This is a genomic window from Litoreibacter sp. JB4-2, from assembly GCF_055693445.1.
Map to the genome: position 1 here is coordinate 2,642,471 of NZ_CM146334.1, position 26,255 is coordinate 2,668,725.

General features: G+C 53.6%; 20 protein-coding genes, 1 tRNA gene and 1 pseudogene. 9 read left to right on the forward strand and 13 right to left on the reverse strand.

Going from position 1 to position 26,255, the window contains the following annotated elements; translation table 11 throughout:
* Positions 1 to 115 precede the first annotated feature (115 nt).
* The 6 genes from ACZ1G7_RS13090 to ACZ1G7_RS13115 form a co-directional block, all read right to left on the reverse strand.
* A complete protein-coding gene (locus tag ACZ1G7_RS13090) occupies positions 116 to 733 on the reverse strand; it encodes a hypothetical protein (protein WP_472659834.1) in 618 nt (205 codons plus the stop codon).
* Positions 734 to 857: 124 nt separating this feature from the next.
* Positions 858 to 1,319, reverse strand: coding sequence for a hypothetical protein (locus tag ACZ1G7_RS13095; RefSeq protein ID WP_472659835.1), 462 nt, complete (start codon positions 1,317 to 1,319; stop codon positions 858 to 860).
* A gap of 10 nt (positions 1,320 to 1,329) precedes the next feature.
* The gene (locus ACZ1G7_RS13100; protein WP_472659836.1) at positions 1,330 to 1,677 is read right to left on the reverse strand and encodes a helix-turn-helix transcriptional regulator; all 348 of its coding nucleotides are present in this window, start codon (positions 1,675 to 1,677) and stop codon (positions 1,330 to 1,332) included.
* 376 nt (positions 1,678 to 2,053) lie between these two features.
* Positions 2,054 to 2,497: a hypothetical protein gene (locus ACZ1G7_RS13105; RefSeq protein WP_472659837.1), complete on the reverse strand. Its 444-nt coding sequence runs from the start codon at positions 2,495 to 2,497 to the stop codon at positions 2,054 to 2,056.
* Positions 2,482 to 4,740, reverse strand: coding sequence for a hypothetical protein (locus ACZ1G7_RS13110; RefSeq protein WP_472659838.1), 2,259 nt, complete (start codon positions 4,738 to 4,740; stop codon positions 2,482 to 2,484). The genes ACZ1G7_RS13105 and ACZ1G7_RS13110 overlap by 16 nt, the downstream gene beginning before the upstream one ends.
* A gap of 193 nt (positions 4,741 to 4,933) precedes the next feature.
* Positions 4,934 to 5,464 (reverse strand): DUF3768 domain-containing protein, encoded by a 531-nt coding sequence (locus ACZ1G7_RS13115; RefSeq protein ID WP_472659839.1) that lies wholly within the window; start codon positions 5,462 to 5,464, stop codon positions 4,934 to 4,936.
* A 188-nt stretch (positions 5,465 to 5,652) separates the two neighbouring features.
* Between ACZ1G7_RS13115 and ACZ1G7_RS13120 the strand changes: the two genes are divergently transcribed.
* The 4 genes from ACZ1G7_RS13120 (at position 5,653) to ACZ1G7_RS13135 (ending at position 11,176) form a co-directional block, all read left to right on the forward strand.
* Positions 5,653 to 6,813: a type IV secretory system conjugative DNA transfer family protein gene (locus tag ACZ1G7_RS13120; protein ID WP_472659840.1), complete on the forward strand. Its 1,161-nt coding sequence runs from the start codon at positions 5,653 to 5,655 to the stop codon at positions 6,811 to 6,813.
* A 223-nt stretch (positions 6,814 to 7,036) separates the two neighbouring features.
* Entirely contained in the window at positions 7,037 to 8,518 is a 1,482-nt protein-coding gene (locus ACZ1G7_RS13125; protein ID WP_472659841.1) for a recombinase family protein, read from the forward strand.
* A gap of 1,197 nt (positions 8,519 to 9,715) precedes the next feature.
* Positions 9,716 to 10,264 (forward strand): hypothetical protein, encoded by a 549-nt coding sequence (locus ACZ1G7_RS13130; RefSeq protein ID WP_472659842.1) that lies wholly within the window; start codon positions 9,716 to 9,718, stop codon positions 10,262 to 10,264.
* A gap of 3 nt (positions 10,265 to 10,267) precedes the next feature.
* Complete coding sequence (locus ACZ1G7_RS13135; protein WP_472659843.1) at positions 10,268 to 11,176, forward strand: hypothetical protein; 909 nt, start codon at positions 10,268 to 10,270, stop codon at positions 11,174 to 11,176.
* Positions 11,177 to 11,265: 89 nt separating this feature from the next.
* Here the strand turns inward: ACZ1G7_RS13135 and ACZ1G7_RS13140 are convergent, their stop codons facing one another.
* Positions 11,266 to 12,525, reverse strand: a complete 1,260-nt coding sequence (locus ACZ1G7_RS13140) for a tyrosine-type recombinase/integrase (protein WP_472659844.1) — start codon at positions 12,523 to 12,525, stop codon at positions 11,266 to 11,268.
* A gap of 113 nt (positions 12,526 to 12,638) precedes the next feature.
* A tRNA-Leu gene (locus tag ACZ1G7_RS13145) sits at positions 12,639 to 12,724 on the reverse strand.
* Between the two features lie 138 nt (positions 12,725 to 12,862).
* Here ACZ1G7_RS13145 and ACZ1G7_RS13150 point away from each other — a divergent pair.
* On the forward strand, positions 12,863 to 13,840 hold the full coding sequence (locus ACZ1G7_RS13150) for a complex I NDUFA9 subunit family protein (RefSeq protein WP_472659845.1): 978 nt from the start codon (positions 12,863 to 12,865) through the stop codon (positions 13,838 to 13,840).
* Here ACZ1G7_RS13150 and ACZ1G7_RS13155 read toward each other — a convergent pair.
* Positions 13,837 to 14,640 carry an undecaprenyl-diphosphate phosphatase gene (locus ACZ1G7_RS13155; RefSeq protein WP_472659846.1) on the reverse strand — a complete coding sequence of 268 codons (804 nt, stop codon included), beginning with the start codon at positions 14,638 to 14,640 and terminating at the stop codon, positions 13,837 to 13,839. The genes ACZ1G7_RS13150 and ACZ1G7_RS13155 overlap by 4 nt on opposite strands.
* Positions 14,641 to 14,852: 212 nt before the next feature.
* On the opposite strand from ACZ1G7_RS13155, the gene ACZ1G7_RS13160 reads away from it, so the two are divergent.
* From ACZ1G7_RS13160 to gltB, 3 genes and pseudogenes are all read left to right on the forward strand, one after another.
* Complete coding sequence (locus ACZ1G7_RS13160; protein WP_472659847.1) at positions 14,853 to 16,286, forward strand: NAD(P)-dependent oxidoreductase; 1,434 nt, start codon at positions 14,853 to 14,855, stop codon at positions 16,284 to 16,286.
* A 39-nt stretch (positions 16,287 to 16,325) separates the two neighbouring features.
* Complete coding sequence (locus ACZ1G7_RS13165) at positions 16,326 to 17,093, forward strand: hypothetical protein (RefSeq protein ID WP_472659848.1); 768 nt, start codon at positions 16,326 to 16,328, stop codon at positions 17,091 to 17,093.
* An 82-nt stretch (positions 17,094 to 17,175) separates the two neighbouring features.
* Positions 17,176 to 21,700 (forward strand): annotated as a pseudogene (gene gltB, locus ACZ1G7_RS13170) (glutamate synthase large subunit).
* A gap of 139 nt (positions 21,701 to 21,839) precedes the next feature.
* Here gltB and ACZ1G7_RS13175 read toward each other — a convergent pair.
* Complete coding sequence (locus ACZ1G7_RS13175) at positions 21,840 to 22,787, reverse strand: SDR family oxidoreductase (RefSeq protein WP_472659849.1); 948 nt, start codon at positions 22,785 to 22,787, stop codon at positions 21,840 to 21,842.
* A 158-nt stretch (positions 22,788 to 22,945) separates the two neighbouring features.
* On the opposite strand from ACZ1G7_RS13175, the gene ACZ1G7_RS13180 reads away from it, so the two are divergent.
* Positions 22,946 to 23,839, forward strand: coding sequence for an AraC family transcriptional regulator (locus ACZ1G7_RS13180; RefSeq protein ID WP_472659850.1), 894 nt, complete (start codon positions 22,946 to 22,948; stop codon positions 23,837 to 23,839).
* A 19-nt stretch (positions 23,840 to 23,858) separates the two neighbouring features.
* Here the strand turns inward: ACZ1G7_RS13180 and ACZ1G7_RS13185 are convergent, their stop codons facing one another.
* The 3 genes from ACZ1G7_RS13185 to ACZ1G7_RS13195 form a co-directional block, all read right to left on the reverse strand.
* Positions 23,859 to 24,332, reverse strand: a complete 474-nt coding sequence (locus ACZ1G7_RS13185) for a hypothetical protein (RefSeq protein ID WP_472659851.1) — start codon at positions 24,330 to 24,332, stop codon at positions 23,859 to 23,861.
* Between the two features lie 79 nt (positions 24,333 to 24,411).
* Complete coding sequence (locus ACZ1G7_RS13190) at positions 24,412 to 24,900, reverse strand: RNA pyrophosphohydrolase (protein WP_472659852.1); 489 nt, start codon at positions 24,898 to 24,900, stop codon at positions 24,412 to 24,414.
* Entirely contained in the window at positions 24,900 to 26,237 is a 1,338-nt protein-coding gene (locus ACZ1G7_RS13195) for a S41 family peptidase (RefSeq protein ID WP_472659853.1), read from the reverse strand. Before ACZ1G7_RS13195 ends, ACZ1G7_RS13190 begins: the two co-directional genes overlap by 1 nt.
* Positions 26,238 to 26,255 lie beyond the last annotated feature (18 nt).

A 26,255-nucleotide genomic window follows, 5' to 3' on the forward strand; every position in this document is an offset into this window, starting at 1 on the left:
ATGAAGTCAGGGAACAACTTTTCCCAAAATACTCCGCTATGTTCATCCAAGTGTCGCGCTGGTACCCATACTTTACCCACACAGGGGGTGGGGGTGCGTATGGGGGTCATGAAGGTCACTCTTGGCCCGCCATCTTTTGGGTCAACTCTTGCAAGTACGCTTTTGCTGTGTGCTCTCTTTGGAACATTTGATCGCCGACCATATACACGCCGTTTTTGTGCACTATCTGCGGAATTGCGGCGGTGTCGGTGGTACTGTGACCTTCGCCAACTGCTGGAAGCACGGCAGTTGGCGCCGCGTTTTCCAGTGAGGCACTAGAGTGATCACGCCCTTTATAGGTCGCAGTTTCCATACCGTCGCTTGCGGGTGTTTCGCTGGGCACTGGTTTAGGGCTCATACCTGTGTATGAGGCGGCCAAACTCTTGCCTTGTTGCAGCGCTTGTCTTGAGACTTCCAATTGGTCACGGGCGACCTGAAGCGATTGCTGGCTATACTCGGCGCTATCAACGCCTGCCCGTCCCATCTGCACTAGAGCAAGGCCGTAGAAGCCTATCATGGAAATAATGATACCGGGAGCAGCCGCGAGTATTGCCTGCATCGCACCCGCATTCCTCCCCAAGCTTGATCCCGCCGACAATCCACCAAACGCGACGATCCCGCCGACAACAATCACAACCCAGCTGCAAATACTCAAAAAACTAAATAGGCCTCGCGCGGCTTCATATGAACGCATTAAAATTTCTCCCTTCTAATATAATCGAAGGCTGCCCGCGTGGCCGGTTTTATGTCAACCAAAAAGCCGCCCGGTTAGAACGGGCGGCTTTCTCTGAGGATACAACGCCTGATGGAGACGTTGCTTATCCCATGGCGGCAGCCAGCCTATCCGGCGGGCCGTCGATCACCTCCTCGGCCAACGCTAAGGCGTCAAAGACAATCATGTTGCGCGGCTCCGTTTCAAAGATGCGGCGCTTTTTCTGAGGCAGGTATCCGATTAAGTCGGGATGTCGCGCCACAGCGTTTTTGGCTTCCTCATACTTCGATTGGAAGACGCGCGGTCGGGGTACCTCGACATCAAGAACATAGTTGTGGCTAGCCAACTCCGCGATGGAGGCAATGAGCTGGCGAGAGCGACTGCCTTTGCGGCAATCCTTGTCGCACTTCTCGGTCACGACCACACCAGGCTTGAGCGTGTTGATCAGTTTTTGGACGAAGGCAACGAGATCAGTGGCATTGCCTGAGACGGTCGTCGTTACCGCCCAATCGAGCAACTGCGTGCCTTCAAGGAACACATAACCAACACGACCAGACGATACTGCCACCGATAGAACCCTAAGCGCTGCCATGAGCTTGGCTCTCGCTTAATCGGCGCTTCATACGCGCTAACGAACTGCGGCGGTTAAAGGTGCCCATTGCCTTCCGGCCAGGTTCTGGAAGCGTTGTGAGTCTTACCGATAAGTGCTTCTTCCGCTCGGTCATCATCTCATCGAAGAGGCTTTCAAAAGACCGGCCATAGAGGAGCGACAGATCAATGATTTCGGTGAGGCTAGGGCGGCGATTGCCGTGTTCTAGCTGTGAAACCACTGGCTGATGGGTATCTAGCAAATGTGCTAGATCATATTGGGTGTAGCCCGCTTTCTTGCGTGCCAAGCGCAAGTCGAGGGCAAATTGAGAACTCATACTTTGTACTTACTGATTAATTCCTCGTGCACGAGGATACTCAGTCTATGTCGCCAAGGTGCCTGTCTCTAGCAGGCAAGTTATGATCTGACATTATAGGTTCGGCGGGATCGCGATAGAGAGGGCAAACGTATCGCGAAGTGCGGGTGCGCGGAACCGGACCCCTAACGGGTCCGGCCACCAGCGAACGCTCGCAACTGCGTGTTCGTCTTTTCCATGCAAAAGAACAGGGCTCAGCAACATCTCGCGACTGATGCTTCTAAGCCCCGGAGAGCGGCTGAACTAGCCGAGGCTGACTGTCTAGTATACGCGACTGAAAAATAATTATTTCAGTGCGGGACAGATTCGAACACTTGGCAAGGGCTTGGACTAGATATCAACTTAAATCACCGGGCTTCTTAGTGACCACTGTTGCAATCAAGTGATTGACGAAAAAACCATTCTGAAAGCTCAAGGCGACCGTCTGCATTGTTTCCACTCCACCATCAGCAGTTTGAAAGATAGCAAAAAACACAAGCGGAGAAACAAATATTGAGAGATAGGTGTCACGAGAGTTTCGAAATGATTTCACAATGTGCGAGAAGGGTATCCGAGAGGTCTTTCGCGTCCATACATATCTAAACGCTTGTCCAAGTACGATCCCACAAAAAAGTGGAACTGCAATCCAAATAATCCCATCCAAAATTGAAGCACCCGAACTGTCAAAGTTCGCGCCGTACGCTGGAAGGAAATCAAAGGAAAAAATGATTGCTCCAACCATCAAAATGCATGCAAATAACTGTAGTAATAAAGTCATCGTATTTCCTAGTTCTCTGCCCATGCCAACATGCTACTTAACGGCTCGAAGTCACCGCACTTTGCAACCCTCACTTCAGCTCCGCTATAGGTGAAAGCAAAATTTCTTACCGAGATTTGATCGATTTCGTTTATCAACTTTCGCACTTCGGCTTTATCTCCGAGCAGGAAAGCAGCTGAATTTTTGTAACTTAGGGTGTTTAGTCGTTCGCTGTCGGTGCGCGCCACTCCATAGTTCTCAATGGCTTTTTCAGCTTCCACCATGGCTGCCGAAGCGTTGGGGCCATCACAAAGTTGAATATGCGCTTCGGCCAGGGTTTCCCAGATGCCGATTAGCGACCTAGCGTCAGAGGTCTCTCCGATTTGCCGCTGAAGAATTTCAACTGCTTTGTCTGCCTCGTTTCGTAATATGTGTATACGGGCCAACTTGAACTCGGCTATTTGCCGTCGATTGCTAACCCATTCTACATCGAAACTATCGTCGTTGGCCGCAAATTCATCGACCAAATCGAGAATTTGCTCGGCGATAGGTGAGGCACATTCAGTATCATAGTCTCGCTCGCATTCGAACAATATTTCGAACAACATTTGAATGCGTAAATCTGATGACAGGTTTTCTAATTCTGAACTTTGCGCGACCGATTCCAGATGTTTACGAACAGGCTCTATAACTTGCAGCTCCCCATACAGAAATCCAAGCGTCAGATCGGTATTGAAGCGATCTGCAATATCATCACGCGCTGACAAATCGCGCAATAGTGCAAACCAAGCGGGAACAACGGTCCCTTCAAACTCACTTGTTAGCGAAACGCTCGCAATTTTCAGTACTTTTTCTTGTGCAAAAGGTATGCTGAGGTCCTCAGACATTGCAACGTTAAGTGAGTGAATCCCGGATATTGACCATTGCTGCATGTTCCAACGAACTTGTTCTGCGAACTCAACGCAGTTGAAAGAAGGTTCTTCATGTAGCCCCATGTAGTCCGCGCCACAATCGACAAACATACCCTCGCCACCTAAGAAAGCCAAGTAACTGTAGATTGGATGTCCAGGAGTTTGAGACCAATCGCGATCTCCGTACCATGCAAACCAAAGCCGTTGGTCTATCTCTGCCCCCGCTCCGTTGATGAACTGTGTCGCCCATTCAAATCCCTCGTCATTGGGGTCCAATAAAATCGTTTGGGCAAGCGCTACCCAGAAAAAGTGCTCTAGCGGAGCGATGTCTCTCATTGCCTGCATCACTGCTACAGGCTCAACAGCGCAACTTGATGGGTTTCCCAACAGTAACTGAGCTTGGCATTCCATCAAATAGAGGTCCCATGCCTCTTCTGGGGAACCATCGATTTGATCTCGACGCGCAATAACATGTTGTGCGAGGTTCCTGCGCTCTTCCCAAGAGGAGCGAAACCAAGCAAACGCTACGGACTGCAAGCTTGCCGGAGCAAATGACTGTGAGCAGGGTGCGCCACAATCGGTTGGATCGATCTCAGGAACTTCTGGTACCAGGCCCAAAAAGCCATTTTCGCTACCAAAAACTTGGACACTACGTGCTGCTATGCTTTCGAAACGATGTGAGAGGTTGTCGTGCTGCGCCCGGTTTTGGTTAAGAAACTCCCACGCGCGGTTCAGAAAATTGCGGTCCGTTGGAGGCTTTGCACTCGAAAAAACGGCTTCCAAAAATGCTTCTCTGAACGCTGGTTCTGCCAACATTATTGCGGCTTCGTTGTCTGCTTCACGTTCCCACTCCCGAACCGTCGCCGCATCTGTTGAAAACCTCGGGTCCAGGGTGGAATGGTCATAAAAATGATGCGCCATTTCGTGACCGAGCACCAAACGAGAAAAGAACGTGGGTTCGACGCTGCCACCCAATAATTCAACCATTTCATTTGTGGCAAACCTGAGGGCAGCAAGATCACAAAATATATACCTAATCTCGTCTTGCTTTATCGCCTTACACACTGAGTCATCATTGAGCCCAAGTCGTACAAGGTCTTCCTTCGGCAAAATGTAGACATTTACCAATTCCGGTTGTGGGAGCCCCTGAATATTGATGTGAAGCCAGCCCGTATTCCTGTCCGTCTGATATCCAAGCACCAAGCTAAAGCTGGGCGGCAACGACCTGTTGATGAATTCGTAGTCCGATTCCCGAAGAACTAATCGTCCTTCCGAATGCAGTTCTCGAAGAGCCTCGGTGTAGGCCTCAGCTCTTTGCCCGAGGAAAGTGGTCAGAAAGCAAGATAATCCAATCGCAATGCAAGTAACGATCCGCATAAAGTGGTTTCCATCAATACACAGTATAAATTCGGCTTTCGGAGAGTTTTTAGGCTACTCGTCATTTTGTCAACTTTTCAAAGTCTTCAAATTCCTCCGAAGGGCCTAGTTCCCAACGCTGAGCCCTTTGTTTCGATTTACTAGCTGCTATGATGTCGCAACGTAAAAGCCGCCCCTGCTGGAGCGGCATAATCTAGTACTCAGATGCCAACATGATCGTGAGAACGCGATGCGTGCAGCCCTCGTTGGCAGGGTTCTCGGAGCCTTGCTGCATTGTGGGATCGTAGTAATCGAGCTTAAAGAAAACCTTCTCGCCGTCTAGATCGATTGCGCCAAAGTCGTGCTCTCCCCACGGGTCATTATCACCTGAGAACTCGTCGAACTCTCGCACGGCCTTAACCGCGGCAACGGCGAACTCGCCGCCTTTTGTCTGAATGCCTGCGGTGAGCATGATTGACCCTTGACCTTGGCCTGTGGTTCGAAACTGATCATTCAGTTCACGGATGCGGTTATTTGGCGGTTGCTCGGGACGGGACCAAACCAACTCTGTCTGGTTCTCACATCTACGGCAGAACGCCTGGTCGTGGGTGGTTTCGAGCTCCCACAATCCGGTTTCTAAATTCCAGCAGGTCCAAGCCTCTTGTACCACCCGTTCTGATCCACAAAGCTTGCAACGCGGTACAGAGCCGATATCGCCAGCTACGTTTTCTTGCAGTATTCCCATGGTTTATCTCCTTCAGCATGGAGCGAGCAGGAGGAATTCCCGCACGCTCCGCTGAAGGCGATGGAAGACCGGTCTGGGAGTATTTTGCCGGTGCTCACGTGTGATACATAGCAGTCAAAAAATACGCTCAAATTATGCCGAATGTCTTGGCTGCTAGTTGGAACCGCTAGATCGACAATACTTAGATTATGCGCACTCCTATCATCGGCCTGGCATTCCGTCGCTATCTAGAACCGGCGGCGTTTGGCATTGCCTTTCATGACCGCCTGCTCCACACCTACGCCATCGGCCAGACGGGCACTGGCAAGACAACGCTGTTGCAGAACCTGGCCTGGCAAGATGGTCGGTTAGGAAACGGTTTTTGCCTGATTGATCCGCACGGCGATCTCGCCGATAGCCTGCACGAGCACATCAAGTCGCCCCACCTATATTGGGAGGTTGCAGACCCCGCCTGCCGACTTGGATACAACCCACTCAAACGCGTCAGTGAGCAATACCGTCCATTAGTAGCTTCCGGCCTGATCGAGACGCTCAAAAAACAATGGCCAGACGCCTGGGGCGCGCGCATGGAGCATTTGCTACGTCACGCGATATTGGCACTATTAGAGCAACCACAGGCCGACTTACGCGACCTCATGCGCCTTTTTGTTTTCAAGGGATACCGTAGACAGGTCACCGAAGCGCTCACCGATCCGCAGGTACGGTTCTTTTGGAAGCATGAATTTCCAGCGTTGAACTATCAGACCAGCGCGGACGGAGTCTCACCGATTGCCAATAAGCTGGGTGCGTTTCTGGCACATCCGGCCGTACGAAATGCTCTATGTGAACCGCAAAAACCTCTCAGCTTTCGGTCCATCATGGATCAGGGACAGATACTGATAGTGAACTTAGCCAAGGGTCGGCTTGGTGCGGACGTATCTAACGTAATGGGCGGTCTTATCACCTCTAGCATACTGCAAGCGGCGTTCACGCGTAACGGCGTACCAGAAGTCGCTCGCAGGCCATTTTTCCTCTACGTGGATGAGTTTCACAACTTTACCACCAAGACGTTCGCCGGCATGCTGTCTGAGGCTCGCAAGTACGGTCTTGGTCTGATTTTGGCGCATCAACACTTATCGCAGATAGATACCGATGTGCGCGACGCCATAATTGGGAACGTCGGCAGCCAGATCGTATTTCGTGTCGGTGCGAGTGATGCGCCGTTCTTTTCCACCCAGATGCCCGCCTTCTCAGCCTTTGACTTCCAGAACCAACCCAACCACCGCGCCAATGTCTTGCTCACCCATCGAGCCGCGCGACTAAAGCCATTCACTGCGTCAATGTATCCGCCATATCATGGGAACGCATAAGTTGACTGCTAGGAAGGCTTAGCCTGCCGCGTATGCTGAGCAGTATGACGAGAGACGAACACCTAGAACGCCATTTCGAACTGTGCAAACGCGTATATGAGCGCATGAAACGCGATGGTTCTTGGCCATGGAAGGAAGAGCCAGATTCGCCAAATTCATCAAACATGGTAGAGTCCAAAGACAACGCTAATAATCCATGAAACCTTGTTTTGGATACATCCGAGTGTCGACCCAGAAGCAAGGCGAGGGGGTATCGCTCGAAGCACAAAAAGACTCTATCATGGTTTTTGCGAGTCAAAACGGTCTCTCAATTGTCGAGTGGTTTGAAGAAAAAGAAACCGCTGCCAAGTCTGGGCGTCCTGTTTTCAATCAAATGTTGCAGCAACTAAAGCAAGGCAAGGCACAAGGGCTTGTCATGCACAAAATTGACCGCTCAGCGCGCAACCTGCGGGATTGGGCGCTCGTGTCGGAACTTCCTAAGCATGGGGTTAAGCCATACTTCGCCGTTGATGGCATTGATATGGAGACACGCGGCGGACGCCTTTCTGCGAACCTACAAGCAGTGATCGCCGAAGACTACATCCACAACTTGCGAGAAGAATGCATCAAGGGTCTGCGCGGTCGATTGAAGCAAGGTCTGTATCCCTTTCGCGCGCCCATTGGTTATCTAGACAATGGACGGGGCAAACCCAAAACGCCGTGTCCTGAGAAAGCTCCACTCATCAAGCTTACCTTCGAACTATATCTCTCTGGTTCGCACTCCATCAGCTCGCTGCATGCCGAGATGGCAAGGCGCGGCCTTACCAATCATAGCGGAAAGCCTGTTTCAAGGCGTGGGATCGAGACAATTCTTCGCAACCCATTTTACACCGGAATAATTCACATTAGGCGCACTAACGATACCTATGACGGGGCCCATGAACCGCTTGTAACGATGCGCCAATTTAAGCGGATACAGGATATCAAGTCGGGAAGAGCGGGAAAAAAGGTCACGCGCCACAATCACTTGTATCGCGGATTGTTTACGTGTGCGGAATGTGGACGCTCGATGGTTCCCGAACAACAGAAGTCGCACGTATACTATCGCTGCCAAACGAAAGACTGTCCTAAAAACACGATCCGCGAGGACCGTTTAGAAGCGGCAATACAGGCTGAGTATGGACGTCTCGCTATGAAACCTGAAGATATTGAAAGCAATTCACAAGCGTGGCTTGCACATTTGGAAGCGGAAGAAAGAAACGGGTTGAAACACTCTATCGAACTCCGCATCGCCAAAGTAGAAGAACGGCAGCAAAGCCTTACTGACCTATTAATTGACGGCGTCGTTAGTCGTGACACATACAATGACCGCAAGCATAAACTGACGCTTGAGTTATTTAGTCTGCGCGAAGAGCTTGCAGAATTAGAGAAATCAGACCTTTCGCGCGACAACCTTGTGAAATTTCTCGAACTTGTTTCTAGCGTTGCAGAGCTTCATATTTCGCTAGATAGCGACGAAAAACGCCTCCTGCTTAAAAATTGCTTCTCGAACCTGCAGGTGCACGCAAGCGAGCCTTTGTTTGAGCCATATTTTTGGCTTGTAAGTCGAAAATTTGACGAACTGTCCCCTAAGGTGCACCAGCTCGCACCACTTCTCGAACTTTTATCAAAATCTGGTATCTCTCGCGAGAGTTCGAACCGAACAACCCATACGCTACGAGGCTAGTTCAACACTGTGTATTCTTGCAATATTGGCCTGGCCGCTGATCCCATTTAACGCGAGCTTTGCAAAGACGGTTGGAGGTTCTAAGGCTTGGCCCGATGAGCGTGTCGCCCCGCTTTGACAATTAGACCTTGAAACAGAATTTCGACCTCTAACTAGCATGTTTTTGCTATCTTATTTTAACGAGTTGTTTTTGATTTCTTAACTCTTTCTTTCTAAAACTGCGCGATCTATTCGCTTGGGCAAATAGCACTTTTTACCAAGACACCAAAAGTATGTTACACTGACATGGGTCGTACGTAGATTGAGCCCTGTCATGACAGTTCTCCTCTGCGAGCTGGATGAATCATCATGACGATGTTGTCCAGCTATCAGAGGAGAAACAAAAAGTTGTCACTTCTATTGGTTGTCTCACTTATTTTGGTCTGGCTGATTGGTTACGCCGTGCTCATCAAAATGTTCGTTGCGGGTCACTTGAGTATTGAGCCAAGACAAGTGGGCTCGAAAACTAGAAACGCCCCAGAACGCGCAGAAGACCTTAATCTGGTCTTTCTTTTGTGGCCCATCTCTCTCAAGTGCTTGTTATTGCGATATATAATTAAGCATGTACAGCTCATCTTGGCTAAGTGAAATGGGCAAGCGAGACCGAACAAGCTTCGGTCTCGTTTTAGTTAGGCGCCTGTTGCAAGGCAAAGCGTGCGTTTCTTTTACGATAGAGCTTGCAATTGCGCGCAATTGCGCATAAATGCGTGAAAATTCTTGATATATCTCGAAATGATGCGTAAAGATGGATAAATACAGGCTTCCAAACCTAAAAGCTCACCTGGCCTCTCTCGGCATGACGATTACGGAGTTCTTGCAAGAGGCTTTTAAGGTAGTCGGGCCAAGGAACGTGGGTGCTCGGACCTGGTCCGCGGCTCTAAACAAGTCAGGCGCGGGCGAGGTCAGCGTGAACAGAATTATTTTGGTTACACAGGAAACGCTCGGGGCTTTGGGAAAGCCATGTCCTAAGGAGGCGATCAAAAAGGAAAAGGTATAAAAATATCGTAAACAAGGTTTGGGGGGACTACTCAATGAAGTCATTTTTAGAGCCGATTTTGAGGCATGCAATAAACGCAATCGAAGAAAGTATGTAAGGTGTTTGGACTTTATAAGGACCCTTTTTCTGTTGATGGCAATAAGCTTTTAAAACAGCCATCCATGGCAGATACATATCGGGCTATTCTTCGCGAGCATTCCGTGAATAAGATAAATCGGATTATCGAAAATGACACGTTTGAGGATTCGTCCTCGGTTTATGAGCGCTTTTTTCTTGATAGCGAAGCCGAGGTATGGATTGTCGCGCGTGGTCTCAAGCGCGAGATATTCGAAAGAAGTAACGTACTTGCTGCGGTAGCGAAGTTTTTGTCCTTACCAAATTCAAAGCTGATCTTTGATGTCTCTTTGCGGAATCCCCAAGACACCACTCCAGTTACTTCCACCGAGTTCTACAGAACAGTGACAGACGCTAGCAGTGGCACCGACAAATTTGAATTGAATTTTTACGATGGATCAGATGATTCATTCCTGAAAGAGCTTCCAAGTGTTTCGTTTGGTGATGACAGAATGTATCGCAGGCGTTCGTTTCAAAAGACGGGTGACTATTCGACACATGCTAACGCTGATGTGAACTTCAATGATCCAATAATGCTAACGCATCTTAAAGCTCAAACCGTTGAAGGCCTTAAGGCTGAAAAACGTATAGGGTAAAAGATGGACAGCGTACTTGAGTCCAAAGATATCATACTTGCGTTCTTTGGGTTATTTTTATCAATAGTATTCTCGCAAGGGTTGTTTGAGAAGATCGTCAAGTTCGTTATTGAACTTGCATTTAGTATCATCCCATTTGGCTACGAAATGAATGATGATCAGAGTGGGAAACTCACAAAAGAGCATACGGCTAGGCTGCATAAGTTCCAGATTGAGAGAACTAAGAAACTTGAGAAAGTTGGCAAATCAATAAGTTGTAACACATCGGTTGCTATGACTTTGTTGGTAGTCGCAGTGACCGTGACATCGTTCAAATTCGTTGGTGCAAACATTCAAAACATTGAGATGATTTGGGGTCTTCTTTTGACCCTTTTGTTTGTTTATCCGACTTACTTCATCTGGACAGTCATACGAGACGAAAATTTTTGGTCAACCGTACCCGCGATGACCAGCAGTAAATACAATATTTTGCTCACAATTGAATCGACGATTCTTATAGCGTACGCTGTATTAAACGCAAGAGATGCGTTTAGCTATTGGGCTTATTTTGTTTTTGGAATTGTATTCATTCTAGTCGCTTTGAGACTTCATAGGATTCCTCACATCAACTCTACCCACCGGAGGGCTGAGGACTTCAAAGACGACGAGAAATTCTACTTGCATGACATAGGAAAAGAGACAGTCTTAGTTCTCGTCGCCTACTTGGTGCTTTCACTTTTACACTTCGTAACCTTCGATTTTGTTAAGATGACCGCAGTTGGGCAGTACATTGAAATGCATCCTGTCAGGTCATTTTTAGCACTTTTCTTGGTACCTTTCCTGGTGTTTGTTTGTCAGTTTTTCCGTATTGTTGGTCTGAGACCTATAGCTAGCTTTGTGTTTTTTATAGAAAAATCTCGTTATTCCGCCTGAGGCTGCCATCGTTACGGCGCATTCATTATTTCCTTTAAATATTGAACACTAAGACTAGGCAGTTGATTTTTGCATCGAGGATGATCGAATTAAATGGGCGCCGTTTCTGACCCTGCTTCCATATCACGAAACCCGTCACACAAGTCCGCCCATACCTGCATCAGCTGCACTCGCTGTTCCCAGTAGGTTGTGCGGTTATATGTGCGACGGATGGCATTAGGGTCTTGATGAGCCAGCATGGCCTCGATTACATCCGGGTTGTGCTCCCGCGAATTTAGAATGGTGCTTGCGGTCACTCGAAAGCCATGGGCTGTCACCTCCTTCCCCGAATACCCTAGACGCCGCAATACTGTGTTAAATGCGTTCTCGGATAGCAGCTTGCGATTTGACTGGAGAGACGGAAACAGGAGCTCTACGCCTTTGATTTCAGACCAGTTCTCCAAGACAATCTCATATGCCTGTCGGGACAGGGGCACTGTGTGTTCCCGGCGCATCTTCATTCTCATGGCTGGGATGATCCAAGTACGGGCTTCGAGGTCAAACTCATGCAGTCGCGCGCCTCTAGTCTCGCCAGGACGAGTACACGTTAGAATTTGGAACTTCATGGCCGCGGGAATGACCGGCCAGCCAGGATACTCATCAAGGCGGCGCAGGAGCTGCCCAAACTCGACCTCATCGATTATCGCTGCGCGTCCGGTCACCTTAGGTGGCAAAAGTGCGTCCTTGAGTGCCGCAGAAGGGTCCGCTGGAGCGCGCATGGTGACCATGGCCAAGCGAAAGACGGCCGAGATGGTCGCGCGCAGCTTCTTGGCGGTCTCACGGCGTCCTGAGCGCTCGATAGGCTTGAGGAGGTGCAAGAGCTCAGCAGCAGTTATCTGATCAATAGGACGGCCATGGAGTGGCTTCGCCAGATCATCTATGTGCCAGCGCTTCTTGCGCAGAGTGGCGTCAGCTAGGCCACGATCTACCAGTGCGTCATAGTATTCATCCGCCACTTCTTTGAAGGTCATACGCGCCTTCACATGAGCATCGATGGCATCGAGCTTCTTCTGGACAGAGGGATCAAGACCATCCACCAGGAGTCGTTTGGCGTCATCTCGTTTGCTTCGTGCGTCAGCCAAAGAGATGAAAGGATACTGCCCCAGGCTAAGAAGCTTCTCGCGCCCCATGAATCGGTAGCGAAACTGCCACAGCTTTGATCCAGTTGGTTTCACCGTCAAATGCAGACCCAAACCGTCACTCAGTCGATAGGCCTTATCCTTTTGTTTTGCTTTGCGAATCTGTAGATCAGATAGAGGCATTGCGGGTATCGAATCCAAATCAGCTAAATTGTCGGCTGATACCCACATCAGTACCCGTAAAACGATGCGATTGTGCGGGTATCGGCGATCAGCTATGTTCAGCTGTATAGCCGAAAAACCCTTTTTTTTCAACGATTTTGAGCAACTATGTTCGGGATGAGTGGTGCCCAGGAGAGGACTCGAACCTCCACACCGTTGCCAGTACTAGCACCTGAAGCTAGCGCGTCTACCATTCCGCCACCTGGGCAGGTGTCGTGAGCGCGGTGATTAAGCTCGGTTCGGTGGCGTGTCAACGGGATTCGCTTGGCAAATGCGACACAAATCCAACTTGTCTGGGCGCAGACAGGTGGGTAAACCCGTTTTAGCCAATTCAAAGAGGTCTTCCATGTCCAAGCTCGCAACGGTTTACGGCGGTTCAGGTTTTGTAGGGCGCTATGTCGTGCGTCGGCTGGCCAAGGCTGGTTGGCGTGTGCGGGTGGCGGTGCGCCGTCCAAATGAGGCGATCTTTGTGAAACCTTACGGCGTTGTTGGTCAGGTAGAGCCTGTCTTTTGCAACATCCGTGATGACGCATCCGTAGCTGCGGTGATGCAAGGCGCCGATGCCGTCATCAACTGCGTCGGCACTTTTGACAAAGGTGGCAAGAACAATTTCGACGCGGTTCAGCATGAAGGCGCGGAACGCATCGCGCGTTTGGCGACCGAGCTGAGCGTTTCGCGTTTGGTTCATATCTCCGCCATTGGTGCTGACGCGCAAAGCGAGACGCTTTATGGCAAGTCCAAAGGGCTAGGCGAAGAAGGTGTGCTGGGGCATTTCCCGGCAGCGATGATCCTGCGCCCCTCAGTCGTATTCGGACCCGAGGACGAATTCTTCAACCGGTTCGCCGATATGACAAAGCTTGGGCCGGTGTTGCCGGTGATTGGCGCTGAGACGAAATTCCAGCCTGTCTATGTCGATGACATCGCAAAAGCGGCCATGGCCGGGGTTGACGGTGCGCAAGGCACCTATGAGTTGGGCGGCCCCGACGTCAGTACCTTCCGCGAGCTGATGCGTCAGATGCTTTCGATGATCCAACGTCGCCGTCTTGTTCTGAACATTCCATTTTTTGTGGGCGCGATAATGGGTGGCACATTTGATCTGCTGAAGGCGTTGTCCGGTGGTTTGATCAAAGGCCCTGTGACTGCCGATCAGGTGCGCACGCTGCGCGCGGACAACGTTGTCAGTGAAGGGGCTCAGACGCTTTCGGATCTGGGGATCACGCCGACGTCTCTGGAAGCGGTTCTACCGGATTACTTGTGGCGGTTCCGCCCATCAGGACAATATGCGGCCATTAAGGATTCCGCCAAGAACCTGCGCGCGGATTAGGCGTAGGCATAGACCAGCAGCACAATTCCAAGGATGACACGGTAGATCACGTAGGGCGTGAAGCTAACCGATTTCAGCAGACGCATCATTAAGGTCAAAGCGAACAGCGCCGCGATGAATGACAGTAAGGCCGCAATGGCCGCGTCTTTTGCGAGCGCTGCGTTTGCGTCGCCGATCACTTCGATGCCTAACAAAAGACCAGAGGCGAGGATTGTCGGGATCGACATCAGCATGGCAAGCTTCGCCGCGTCCTCCCGCGCGTAGCCTAAGGACCGCGCGCCGGAGATCGTCGCGCCGGACCGCGATGTGCCAGGGATCAGCGCAAGTGCTTGCCACAGCCCCATATGAAACGCGTCTTTGATCGACCATTGCGGCGCGGTTTTAGTGACGGCGCCCTTTTGGTCTGTCCAATAAAGCACCAGCCCAAAGATTAGCATGGTCCAGCCGATCAGCGCGACGGATCGCAAGTAAGCATCGAAACCGGTGAGTTTGAGGATCAAGCCGAACAGCAGCACTGGTACCGTCGATACGATCAGCAACATTGCGAGCCAAGCGCCTTGGGTGTCGATTTTTCCCCGGATCAGGCGTGGCACGCCATTTGCTGCAACCCGAACATCGGCGCGGAAATATAGGATCACTGCGAAAAGCGTTCCGACATGCACCGCAATGTCGATCATCTGACCCTGATCTTGCAAATCAGTCAGCGCAGGAAGCAGAATCAGGTGACCTGACGAGCTAACGGGAAGAAATTCCGTAAGCCCCTGTATCAGAGCCACCAATATAAGATGAAAGAGCGACATTTCGCGTCCGAGAGGTTCCTATTCGAGCGCCAACCTAAAGGATTGGAATCATAAGAAAAGTCCCCATTTAGGTCCGAGTCGGATCTTTAAGTGCGTCTTTGAGGGGAAATATTTTGTCAAAATCACAAAAATATTTCATTTAGGTCAGCTATTATGACTTTTATTTAATCCACTAGGCCAGTAACAAACACCTCTGACCAAAGGAGTGACCCATGGCCAAAGACCCAATGCTCAAATTCGTCTCTGTCGAGCGTGACATGCCTGAGAAGCGTCCTCCGAACCTGCGGGCGCAGGATTTTGACGAGATCTATGCAGAATATGCCGAGGCCAAAGCCGAAGAACAAGCGAGCCGTTGCAGCCAATGCGGCGTGCCCTATTGCCAGTCGCATTGCCCGCTTCACAACAATATCCCGGACTGGCTTCGTCTGACCGCACAAGGCCGTTTGCAAGAAGCCTATGAAATCAGCCAAGCGACGAATACGTTCCCCGAAATTTGCGGCCGCATCTGCCCGCAAGACCGGCTATGTGAGGGCAATTGCGTCATCGAGCAATCCGGGCATGGCACCGTTACGATCGGTTCTGTCGAGAAGTATATCACTGACACCGCTTGGGAAAACGGGTGGGTGAAGCCCGCCGCGCCGTCGCTTGAGCGTCAGGAGAGCGTGGGCATTATCGGTGCGGGACCCGGTGGGTTGGCGGCTGCTGACCGTTTACGCCGCGCCGGCGTTCAGGTGGTTGTCTATGATCGCTATGACCGCGCGGGTGGCCTGCTGACCTACGGAATCCCGGGTTTCAAACTGGAAAAAGATGTCGTGATGAAGCGCATTGACCAGCTGGAACAGGGCGGCGTGCAATTCAAGCTGAACTGCAATGTTGGTGAGGATATCTCATTTTCTGAACTGCAAGACACCCATGACGCTATTCTGATTGCCACGGGCGTGTACAAATCGCGCGACCTGCCGGGTCCCGGCGCTGGTGCGAAAGGGATCGTGCGAGCGATTGACTATCTGACCGCCTCCAACCGCAAGAGCTTTGGTGACGCTGTCCCTGAATTTGACTCCGGTGAGCTGAATGCCGAAGGCAAGCGGATCGTGGTCATTGGCGGCGGTGATACGGCTATGGATTGCGTGCGCACCGCGATCCGTCAGGGCGCCACATCCGTCAAATGCCTCTATCGCCGTGACAAGGCCAACATGCCTGGCTCACAGCGCGAGGTGGCCAATGCCGAAGAAGAAGGCGTCGAATTCGTCTGGCTTACCGCGCCAAAGGGGTTCACCGGGGACGCTGTAGAAGGTGTCATGGTCTCCAAGATGCGGCTTGGGGCTGCCGACGCGACGGGTCGCCAGATGCCAGAAATCATCGAAGGCGCTGACTATGTCGAGGGCGCTGACTTGGTCATTAAAGCACTGGGGTTTGAGCCGGAAGAATTGCCGACACTTTGGGGCGTTCCAGAACTAGGTGTGACCCGCTGGGGCACGGTTAAGGCCGATTTCGAGACGCATGAGACCAACTTGCCGGGCGTTTATGCCTGCGGTGACATTCAGCGCGGCGCGAGCCTTGTCGTTTGGGCTATTCGCGATGGGCGCGAGGCGGCTGATGCGATGATCGCGCAAATGAATGCAAGCGCGCAGGTCGCTGCCGAATAGATGGGGCAGCATCACGCGCCAGATCTGCTGGAGTTTGAAATGCTCCATGACAGCGATCCTTTGCGGATCGAAGCCGCGCGTGGCACCACGCGGCGGTTGCTGGTGAGCTTTACCTCCGTGGGCAACAAGCGAAAGGCATGGCCACAAAAGGAATTTGTGAGCATGGCCTCGCAGCAAGGCCGCAATCACGTGATCACTGTGACCGATATCAGCCGATCCTGGATGAACGGCAAAGGGATAGCGTGGCGCGTGCAATCGGTGATCAGCGACTATGTTCTTGCGCATGGCATCACGCAGGTAATGGCGCTGGGTACAAGTATGGGCGCCTATTGCGCGCTCATCCTTGGACGGTTGATGCCTCTGACCCGCATTATCGCTTTCGCGCCGCAATATTCGGTGCATCCCGAGATTTTGCCCGAGGAAACACGTTGGTGGTGGTTCCGTAAGGAGATCGAAGATTGGCCCTATCCGGCGATTGATACCCTGCCCGCTGCACCTGCGGAAATTTACATGTTTCACGGTGATACCGAAGATGAGCAGCGCCATTGGCGCCTTTTTGGTCGCGCGGACAACCTAAAGCACTACATCTTTGCAGGGGCGGATCATGACTTCGTCACGCGTCTCAAGCAGGGTTCTGTTTTGCGCAAGATCGTGACAGCGGCGATTCACAACAGACCTGGCCGGATGGGCAAGGTCGTGGCGCGCGCAGGCGGGATGAAACGTGCGCATTACGACGCGTTCGAAGCGGCGCAGGACTATTTCAGAGATCACCCAAGGCCGAATCGGCCCGCAGGGTTAGCGTCATAAGCGCACAAAATATCGGGCGCAACCACGCCCAAATGGACAACGGGTGCTGCACAGCTGCACCGACACAATAAGGAGACGAGACATGACCACGTTCGACCAAGGCTGGGTGGCTCAGGAAGAAACCAAACGCGAATGGATGGCTAAGAACAGCCTCTATCGTGCGGAGGAGGAACATGCCTCCTGTGGGGTTGGTCTTGTGGTGTCCATCGACGGCAAGAAGTCTCGCAAAGTGGTTGAGAACGGGATAAACGCGTTGAAAGCGATCTGGCACCGCGGCGCGGTTGATGCCGATGGGAAGACTGGCGACGGAGCGGGCATTCATGTCCAGATCCCGGTGCCTTTTTTCTATGACCAGATTGAACGCACGGGGCATACGCCGGACAAAGACCAGATGATCGCCGTTGGTCAGGTTTTCTTGCCGCGCACCGATTTTGGCGCACAGGAAGAATGCCGCACAATCGTTGAGACCGAAGTGCTGCGCATGGGTTACCGCATCTATGGCTGGCGCCATGTACCGGTGAATGTCGAATGCCTGGGCGACAAAGCCAATGCGACACGGCCCGAGATCGAGCAAATCCTGATCTCCAACAGCAAAGGCGTGGATGAGGAAGAATTTGAGCGGGAGCTTTACGTCATTCGCCGCCGGATCGAAAAATCCGCGTCGCATGTCAAAGACCTGTATATCTGTTCCCTGTCCTGCCGGTCGATCATTTACAAAGGCATGATGCTGGCGGAGCAGGTCGCAGATTTTTATCCCGACCTGATGGATGCGCGTTTTGAAAGCGCCTTTGCGATTTACCACCAGCGCTATTCGACCAACACTTTCCCGCAATGGTGGTTGGCGCAACCCTTCCGCATGCTGGCGCATAATGGTGAGATCAACACGCTTAAAGGCAATCTCAACTGGATGAAAAGCCATGAGATTCGCATGACGTCTGGCGCATTTGGCGACATGGCGGGGGATATCAAACCAATCGTGGCGTCCGGTTCGTCCGATTCCGCTGCGCTGGATTCGGTTTTTGAAGTATTGGTACGTGCGGGTCGTTCTGCGCCCATGGCCAAGACAATGCTCGTGCCCGAGGCCTGGTCGCAGCAAAACGAAATGCCCAAGAAATGGCAGGACATGTATTCCTACTGCAACGCCGTGATGGAGCCGTGGGACGGCCCCGCTGCATTGGCAATGACCGATGGCCGCTGGGTTGTTGCGGGGCTTGACCGTAACGGTTTGCGCCCGATGCGTTACGTTGTGACTGGCGACGGTTTGATGATCGCAGGGTCAGAGGCTGGGATGGTCCCAACTGACGAGGCCACCGTGCGCGAAAAAGGCGCGTTGGGCCCGGGCCAGATGATCGGCGTGCACATGGGCAAAGGCAAGCTGTTCCACGATGAAGAGCTGAAAGACAAAATGTCTGCGGCTTTGCCGTTCGATGAATGGTGTGAACGGATCACCCACCTTGATGAGATCACGATGGGCGTGCAGGAAAAAGCGATGTTCAGCGGCGCTGAGCTGCGCAAACGCCAGATCGCGGCGGGCTATTCGATTGAAGAACTGGAACAAATCCTGGCGCCCATGGCCGAAGATGGGAAAGAGACGCTGGCCTCTATGGGCGACGACACGCCCTCCGCCGTCTTGTCGAAAAAATATCGCCCGCTTAGCCATTATTTCCGGCAAGCGTTTAGCCAAGTAACCAACCCGCCCATCGACAGCCTGCGCGAATTCCGGGTGATGAGCCTGAAAACGCGGTTCGGGAACCTGAAGAACGTGCTGGACGAAGATTCTGAGCCAGACAGAAATTCTTGTGCTCGACAGCCCGTTTGTTGGAAACGCTCAATTCGACAAAATGTGCGAGCAGTTCAACGCAGAAATGGTGACGATTGACTGCACGTTCCCACGCGATGGTGGTGTCTTGCGCGATGCATTGAAGCGCATTCGCGATGAGGCAGAGGATGCAGTGCGTTCCGGTGCTGGCCATATCGTTTTGACGGACCACGCGCAGGACGCGGACCGTGTCGGCATGCCGATGATCCTAGCAACATCTGCCGTGCATTCGTGGCTGACCCAAAAAGGTTTGCGGACCTTCTGCTCGCTCAATGTGCGCGCGGCGGAATGCGTGGACCCGCATTACTTTGCGGTGCTGATCGGGTGCGGTGCGACGACTGTGAATGCCTATCTAGCGGAAGACTCTCTCGCTGACCGTATCGAACGGGGCCTGCTTGATTGCACCCTCACCGAAGCGGTTTCGCGGTATCGCAACGCGATTGATCAAGGCCTGTTGAAGATCATGGCGAAGATGGGGATCTCGGTGATCTCCTCCTACCGTGGTGGTCTGAACTTTGAGGCTGTTGGCCTGTCGCGCGCGATGGTCAATGAATTTTTCCCCGGCATGCAGTCGCGTATTTCCGGCATCGGGGTGACTGGTATTCAGTCCAAAACGATGGAAGTTCACACGCTCGGCTGGCGTGGCGGGCAGGATGTTTTGCCGATTGGCGGCTTCTACAAATCGCGGCGCAGCGGCGAAAAGCACGCGTGGGAGGCGCAGACCATGCACTTGCTGCAGGCCGCCTGTTCGCGCGCCAGCTACGACCTTTGGAAGCAGTTCAGCCAGACCATGAAATCCAACCCGCCCATTCATTTGCGCGACCTGTTGGATATCAAACCGTTGGGTGAGCAAATTGCGATTGAGGAGGTGGAAAGCATCACCTCCATCCGCAAACGTTTCGTGACGCCCGGCATGTCGCTCGGGGCGCTGAGCCCTGAGGCGCATAAGACCCTAAATGTGGCGATGAACCGGATTGGGGCGAAGTCGGATTCAGGTGAGGGCGGTGAAGACCCGGCGCATTTCGTACCAGAGCCTAACGGTGACAACCCGTCTGCGAAGATCAAGCAAGTGGCGTCCGGGCGCTTTGGCGTGACCGCCGAATACCTGAACCATTGCGAAGAGCTTGAGATTAAGGTCGCCCAAGGTGCCAAACCCGGCGAAGGTGGCCAGCTGCCGGGCATGAAAGTGACAGACCTGATCGCGCGGCTGCGGCATTCGACGAAGGGCGTGACGCTAATTTCGCCGCCGCCGCACCACGACATCTATTCGATCGAGGATCTGGCGCAGCTGATTTACGACCTCAAGCAAATCAACCCGCGCTGTAAGGTGACGGTGAAATTGGTCGCGGCCTCTGGCGTCGGCACAATTGCTGCGGGTGTGGCGAAGGCGAAGGCAGATGTGATCCTGATTTCCGGCCATAATGGCGGGACGGGTGCGTCGCCTGCGACCTCGATCAAATATGCGGGCCTCCCATGGGAAATGGGCCTGACAGAGGCGCATCAAGTCCTTGCGATGAACAACCTGCGGGAGCGGATTACTTTGCGCACCGATGGCGGGCTCCGCACGGGGCGTGACATTGTTATGGCTGCGATGATGGGGGCCGAGGAATACGGCATCGGCACCGCGGCGCTGATCGCGATGGGCTGCATTATGGTGCGGCAGTGTCAGTCGAATACCTGCCCGGTGGGGGTCTGTACGCAGGACGAGGAATTGCGTGAGAAGTTCACCGGCAACGCCGACAAGGTGGTCAATTTGATCACCTTCTACGCGCAGGAAGTGCGGGACATTCTGGCCTCCATCGGGGCGCGGTCCTTGGATGAGGTGATCGGGCGGGCTGATCTGCTGACGCAGGTTTCGCGCGGCTCAGCGCATCTGGATGATCTGGATCTGAACCCGCTGCTGATCACCGTCGATGGGGCGCATGCGATCAAGTATGACCGTAACAAGCCGCGGAATACTGTACCCGACACGCTGGATGCGGAGATCGTGAAAGACGCGCAGCCTTTCCTGAATGATGGGGAGAAGATGCAGCTGTCTTACGCCGTGCAAAACACTCTCCGGACGGTGGGCACGCGGGTGTCGAGCCATATCGTGAAACGGTTTGGGATGCGCAATGATTTGCAGCCGGATCATCTGACGGTGAAACTGACTGGCTCTGCGGGGCAGGCTTTGGGCGCGTTCGCGGCGCCGGGGTTGAAGCTGGAAGTGTTTGGCGATGCGAATGACTACGTCGGGAAGGGTCTTTCTGGCGGGCGGATCGTGGTGCGTCCTGCGCAGGAGAGCCCGTTGGTGGCTTCGGAGAACACGATCATTGGGAACACGGTTCTGTATGGGGCGACGGATGGGCAGTTATTTGCCGCGGGTCGTGCTGGGGAACGGTTTGCTGTGAGAAACTCAGGCGCGCAGGTCGTGATTGAGGGATGCGGGACCAATGGGTGTGAATACATGACCGGAGGGGTTGCTGTTATTCTGGGATCTATCGGGGCCAACTTTGGGGCTGGGATGACCGGTGGGATGGCGTATCTTTACGATCCGGATGGCAAGGCGGCTGACTTGATCAACATGGAAACGCTGGTCACGTGCCCGGTCACGGTCGATCATTGGGAGGCTCAGCTGAAGGGTCTGATCGAGGCGCATGCTTTGGAGACGGGCAGCCAGAAAGCGGGCCGTCTGCTGCGGGATTGGGACCTTGAAAAGCGGCATTTCGTGCAGATTTGCCCGATTGAGATGCTCAAGCATATCCCGGCGCCTTTGGGCATCGAAGACGAGGCAATTCCGGCCGAATAGCCGATCCCCCGCATGTGGGGAATCTTGTAAGGCACTGATAAAAAACAAGTAACGCCGCGCTGTTAGTGCGGCGTTAACCTTTTTGACTTGATGATGGGCAACGCGCTGCGTGCCGAGGCGCGTTGCCAGTTTTGGTCAACTATAGCCCCCAACTGAAGCCGGTTTCCTGTTCTGATCTGTCCCACAGTTTTTCCATAACGCCCTTGTCATAGGCATGCGGTTCTAGTGTGCCTTTTCCAACCGGGCCTACAAATTCCATCCGGCCTGTGGGGCCGTAGATCGCGCGCTGTTCTAAGCCGTTTTCAGTCGCGCACATGATCTCGGGGTATGCGCCTTTTTCGGCTGTTTGCACCATTGGGGATTTGGTCATAAGCCACCAGGCGATCCGCGTCATCAAACCGCCGCTGGTACTGATCAATGACGTCGCGGAGGAGCCGGGATGGCAGACATAGACCTCGACATTTTTGCCTGCCGCTGCAATGCGATCCTGCAATTCATAAGCGAACATCATCTGCGCCAACTTGCTTTGGCTATAGACGGGATTGGCGCTGTAGTTTTTGTCCCAATTCATGTCGTCGAACTGGATCGTTCTGATCCCCAACTTGTAGCCGAGGCTGGCGACAACGACGATCCGACCTTTTGAGGCTTCGATTTGGTCAAATAGCATCCCGCAAAGGACAAAATGGCCGTAGTGATTTGTTCCAAGTTGGCTTTCGAAACCGTCCTTGGTGAATTTCTGTGTTGGGACCTGCGCGATGGCGGCATTACAGATCAGCGCGTCTATCTTGGGCAGGGTTCTCAACGCCTCTGTCGCTGCGGCGCGGACGCTTGCGAGTTCAGCCAGATCCATGCGGATGAAACTGACATCCGCATCTGGGCCGAATTCTGCTTTCAGATCATTGATTGCCGCAACTGATTTCTCAGAGCTACGGTTCAGCATCACCACTTTTGCACCTTTTGACAGCAGGATGCGGGAGGCTTGAAAGCCCGCACCGGCGTTGGCGCCGGTGATGACATAAGTTTGCCCCGCGCATGAGTTGAGGCGTTCTGGCGTCCATCCTTTGGGCCCGAATGTCGTATCTGCCATCGACGTGTTCCTTGTGTTTCCAGCCAGCGGCTGCAGATCATGTTGACTAGGTAGATACGTCTCTGATGGGAGAAAAAATAGGCGACATACTCGCATATACTTGCCCAATTGTATCACGACGGTTGTTTTCTTCGTATGAGCGGCGCTAGATAAACTGTATGAGCAAACTTCAGATCAAACAGTTTATCGAAAGCCGAACCGACAAAGACGGTCTGACAGAAACCGGCGTAAATGGGGTGCGGTTGTTCCGCGCTACGACCTCAATACCCTGCGTGCCGGCGGTTTATGAACCATGTGTCGTGGCTATTGTAAGCGGGACGAAAGAAGCCGTTTTGGACGGTCATAGATACATTTATGACGACAGCCAGTATCTGTGTTGTCCGATGTCGATGCCGGTGATTGCAGGAACGCCCAAAGCATCGCCGGACGCCCCGCTTTATGGGGTTTTCGTGTCACTTGACCCACGCATGATGGGCGAGTTGGCGATGGAAATGGAAAATGCCAGCGGTGCCCTACCGTCTGCCAAGGGCAGTTTGCGCGCGCAGGCGATCAAGCTTGCTGAATGGGATTTCTCCTTTACTGATGCTTTGCTGCGGCTGTTGCAGCTTGGGTCTAGCGAAACCGATACAGCGGTCCTTGGCGAGGCGCGCCTGCGCGAGCTGTATTATGCAATATTGAAAGGCGAGGCGGGTGCCTTTGCGCGACATGCTTTCGGCGCTGGGAATGCCGTCGCGCGGTCGATCGCGCATGTGTCGTCCAATTTGCATGCCCCGGTTTCAATAGATGACATGGCCATGCGTGCAGGCATGAGCCGGGCTGTGTTTCATCGCAAATTCAAACAGGTGACAACGATGTCGCCTATTCAATTTGTGAAATCATTGCGCCTGAACACTGCTGCGATGAAGATTGCGGGTGGTTTGGCCGTCACTGAAGCCGCGATGGGCGTGGGGTATGTGAGCCCGTCTCAGTTCAGCCGGGAATTCAAGCGCGTCTATGGACAATCGCCCCGACAATGGGCCGACGCCCAACACGTGCCGGCGGGCATAAAATAGCGTTGTGATAGTTTGAGGTTTAGTCGGCCAGCGGCGTGCAGGCACCGCCTTGGGCGCAGTTTTCGAGGCGTTTGACCGTTTCGACATCGGGATCCTTGAAGGCGAAGGTGAAGCACGGGTCGACGTTGAATGTCAGGGCGCGTTCACCGGTGCGCTCGACGAAGGCGATGTAGGGGCTTTGCGGGTCCAGATCGCCGCACCACGTGGCCGCGCAGGTCAGGTTGACCGTGACGGGGACCTCAAAATTCTGGGTGAATCCCGCCTTTGTCAGGACCCGTCCGCGGAAATCGGCGATGAAGGTTTTTGTGGCGCCTTTTGGCTGCGCGTCGTCGGGCGGGGTGAAGGCGAAGCTGCCGTTCAGGATGAAGTAAGTTTTGTCGGAGGCGACCGCCTCTTTGTAGGAGTTCGCCACGTCCGGCCTGAGGCAGGACAGCGCAATCGCGGGCTGGGCCGCGAGCGCGAAGAGCAGGAGGGCTGCAAGGTGGCGTGTCATGACGGTATCTTTTCGCGGTTTGCCCGGGCGGCTCAAGCGGCGCGTTTTGGGGGCGCGAATTGAGCGATGTGTCGCCGGGTCAGCTGCCCACCAGCGGGCGGAATTCGGCAATGACCTTGGAATAGGTGTCGCGCTTGAAGGGCACGATTTTGTCCACCAGATCGTCCATCGCCATCCAGGTCCAACGGGAGAATTCGGGCTCTTCCGTTTCGATGTTGATGTCGCTGTCCTGACCCTCGAAGCGCAGCAGGAAGTATTTTTGCTCTTGGCCGCGATATTTGCCCTTCCAGAGCTTGGAGACCATATCATGAGGCAGGTCGTAGGGCAGCCATTCCTCCGTTTCGGCGAGGATCGTGACCTTGTCGGGGGTGAGGCCGGTTTCTTCTTCCAGCTCGCGCAAGGCGGCGTCGCGGGGGGCTTCGCCCTTGTCGATGCCGCCCTGGGGCATTTGCCAGGCCGGGCCCGGGTTGTCGATGCGTTGGGCCGCGAAAACGCGGCCCGCTTTGTTGACCACCATCAGCCCGACGCAAGGCCGGTAGGGCAGTTTCGCGATGTCTTCAGGCGTCATTATTTGCCCGCGGCCGCGATGGCTTCGAGACCTTTGAGAATGTCGAGCGCGTAGGCCAGTTGGTAGTCTTCTTCGCGCAGCTCCGCGGCTTTTTCGGCCTTTTCGCGTTCTGCCTCGATGATGGCGCGCTCATCTTCGGAGATGGAGTCGTTGCTGAGGGAGCCGCGCAGGTCCGCCTCGGAGCGGTTTGAGCGTGTTTCTTCCTCGGCGTTTTCCTCATCGGGGCGGCGGCGGGGTTGCACGACGATGATGTCGGGCGACACGCCGAGCGCCTGAATGGAGCGGCCCGACGGGGTGTAGTAGCGCGAGGTGGTGAGGCGCATCGCGCCGTCGCCGCGCACGGGCACCACGGTTTGCACCGAGCCTTTGCCGAAGCTGTTTTCACCGACGACCACGGCGCGGCCGTGATCTTGCAGCGCGCCTGCGACGATTTCGGAGGCAGAGGCCGAGCCGCCATTGATCAGGACCACGATGGGTTTGCCGCCGGACAGATCGCCTTCGGTGGCGTTGTAGCGTTCACTGTCGCGGGGGTTGCGGCCCCGGGTGGAGACGATTTCGCCCTGATCGAGGAAGGCGTCAGACACGGCGATGGCCTGGTTCAGCAAGCCGCCGGGGTTGTTGCGCAGGTCCAGCACGATGCCGTTGACCTTGTCGTCGCCGCCAAGCTCTTCGATCTGCTTTTTCAGACCCGCCTCAAGGTTGGGGTAGGTCTGGCGGTTGAAGGTGGAGACGCGCAGCACGACGCTGTCGCCTTCCGTGCGGGCGCGCACGGCGGTCAGCTTGATCGTGTCGCGGATGATGGAAACGTCGAATGGCTCATCCATGCCTTCGCGCACGACGGTGAGGATGATCTCGGAGCCCACGGGGCCGCGCATCAGCTCAACCGCTTGTTCCAGCGTGAAACCCAGAATGCTGTCGCCATCGACGGCGGTGATGAAGTCACCGGCTTCCATGCCGGCCTTGTCGGCTGGCGTGTCGTCCATGGGGGTGACGACTTTGACGTAGCCTTCTTCTTGCGTGACCTCGATGCCAAGACCGCCAAATTCGCCGGAGGTCTGTGTGCGCATGTCCTCGAAGTCGCTGGCGGATAGGTAGCTGGAATGCGGGTCGAGTGAGGTCAGCATGCCGTTGATGGCGGCTTCGATCAGCTCGGATTCATCGACGTCTTCGACATATTGCGCGCGGATGCGTTCGAAAATGTCGCCAAACAGATCGAGCTGTTCGTAGACATTGGCTTTGCTTTCCGATTCCTGCGCCAGAAGGGGCCCTGTTACCTGAGTTGTCACAGCAACGCCTGCGGCTGTTCCCAGCAATGCTGCCAGCATGAATTTTTTCATTTTTCTATCCTTACTCTG

Coding starts and splice junctions, on each gene's coding strand:
- ACZ1G7_RS13090 (WP_472659834.1), bottom strand. CDS start 733: ATGCGTTCATATGAAGCCGCGCGAGGCCTATTTAGTTTTTTGAGTATT.
- ACZ1G7_RS13100 (WP_472659836.1), bottom strand. CDS start 1,677: ATGAGTTCTCAATTTGCCCTCGACTTGCGCTTGGCACGCAAGAAAGCG.
- ACZ1G7_RS13105 (WP_472659837.1), bottom strand. CDS start 2,497: ATGGGCAGAGAACTAGGAAATACGATGACTTTATTACTACAGTTATTT.
- ACZ1G7_RS13110 (WP_472659838.1), bottom strand. CDS start 4,740: ATGCGGATCGTTACTTGCATTGCGATTGGATTATCTTGCTTTCTGACC.
- ACZ1G7_RS13115 (WP_472659839.1), bottom strand. CDS start 5,464: ATGGGAATACTGCAAGAAAACGTAGCTGGCGATATCGGCTCTGTACCG.
- ACZ1G7_RS13120 (WP_472659840.1), top strand. CDS start 5,653: ATGCGCACTCCTATCATCGGCCTGGCATTCCGTCGCTATCTAGAACCG.
- ACZ1G7_RS13130 (WP_472659842.1), top strand. CDS start 9,716: ATGGCAGATACATATCGGGCTATTCTTCGCGAGCATTCCGTGAATAAG.
- ACZ1G7_RS13135 (WP_472659843.1), top strand. CDS start 10,268: ATGGACAGCGTACTTGAGTCCAAAGATATCATACTTGCGTTCTTTGGG.
- ACZ1G7_RS13140 (WP_472659844.1), bottom strand. CDS start 12,525: ATGTGGGTATCAGCCGACAATTTAGCTGATTTGGATTCGATACCCGCA.
- ACZ1G7_RS13150 (WP_472659845.1), top strand. CDS start 12,863: ATGTCCAAGCTCGCAACGGTTTACGGCGGTTCAGGTTTTGTAGGGCGC.
- ACZ1G7_RS13155 (WP_472659846.1), bottom strand. CDS start 14,640: ATGTCGCTCTTTCATCTTATATTGGTGGCTCTGATACAGGGGCTTACG.
- ACZ1G7_RS13160 (WP_472659847.1), top strand. CDS start 14,853: ATGGCCAAAGACCCAATGCTCAAATTCGTCTCTGTCGAGCGTGACATG.
- ACZ1G7_RS13165 (WP_472659848.1), top strand. CDS start 16,326: ATGCTCCATGACAGCGATCCTTTGCGGATCGAAGCCGCGCGTGGCACC.
- ACZ1G7_RS13175 (WP_472659849.1), bottom strand. CDS start 22,787: ATGGCAGATACGACATTCGGGCCCAAAGGATGGACGCCAGAACGCCTC.
- ACZ1G7_RS13180 (WP_472659850.1), top strand. CDS start 22,946: ATGAGCAAACTTCAGATCAAACAGTTTATCGAAAGCCGAACCGACAAA.
- ACZ1G7_RS13185 (WP_472659851.1), bottom strand. CDS start 24,332: ATGACACGCCACCTTGCAGCCCTCCTGCTCTTCGCGCTCGCGGCCCAG.
- ACZ1G7_RS13190 (WP_472659852.1), bottom strand. CDS start 24,900: ATGACGCCTGAAGACATCGCGAAACTGCCCTACCGGCCTTGCGTCGGG.
- ACZ1G7_RS13195 (WP_472659853.1), bottom strand. CDS start 26,237: ATGAAAAAATTCATGCTGGCAGCATTGCTGGGAACAGCCGCAGGCGTT.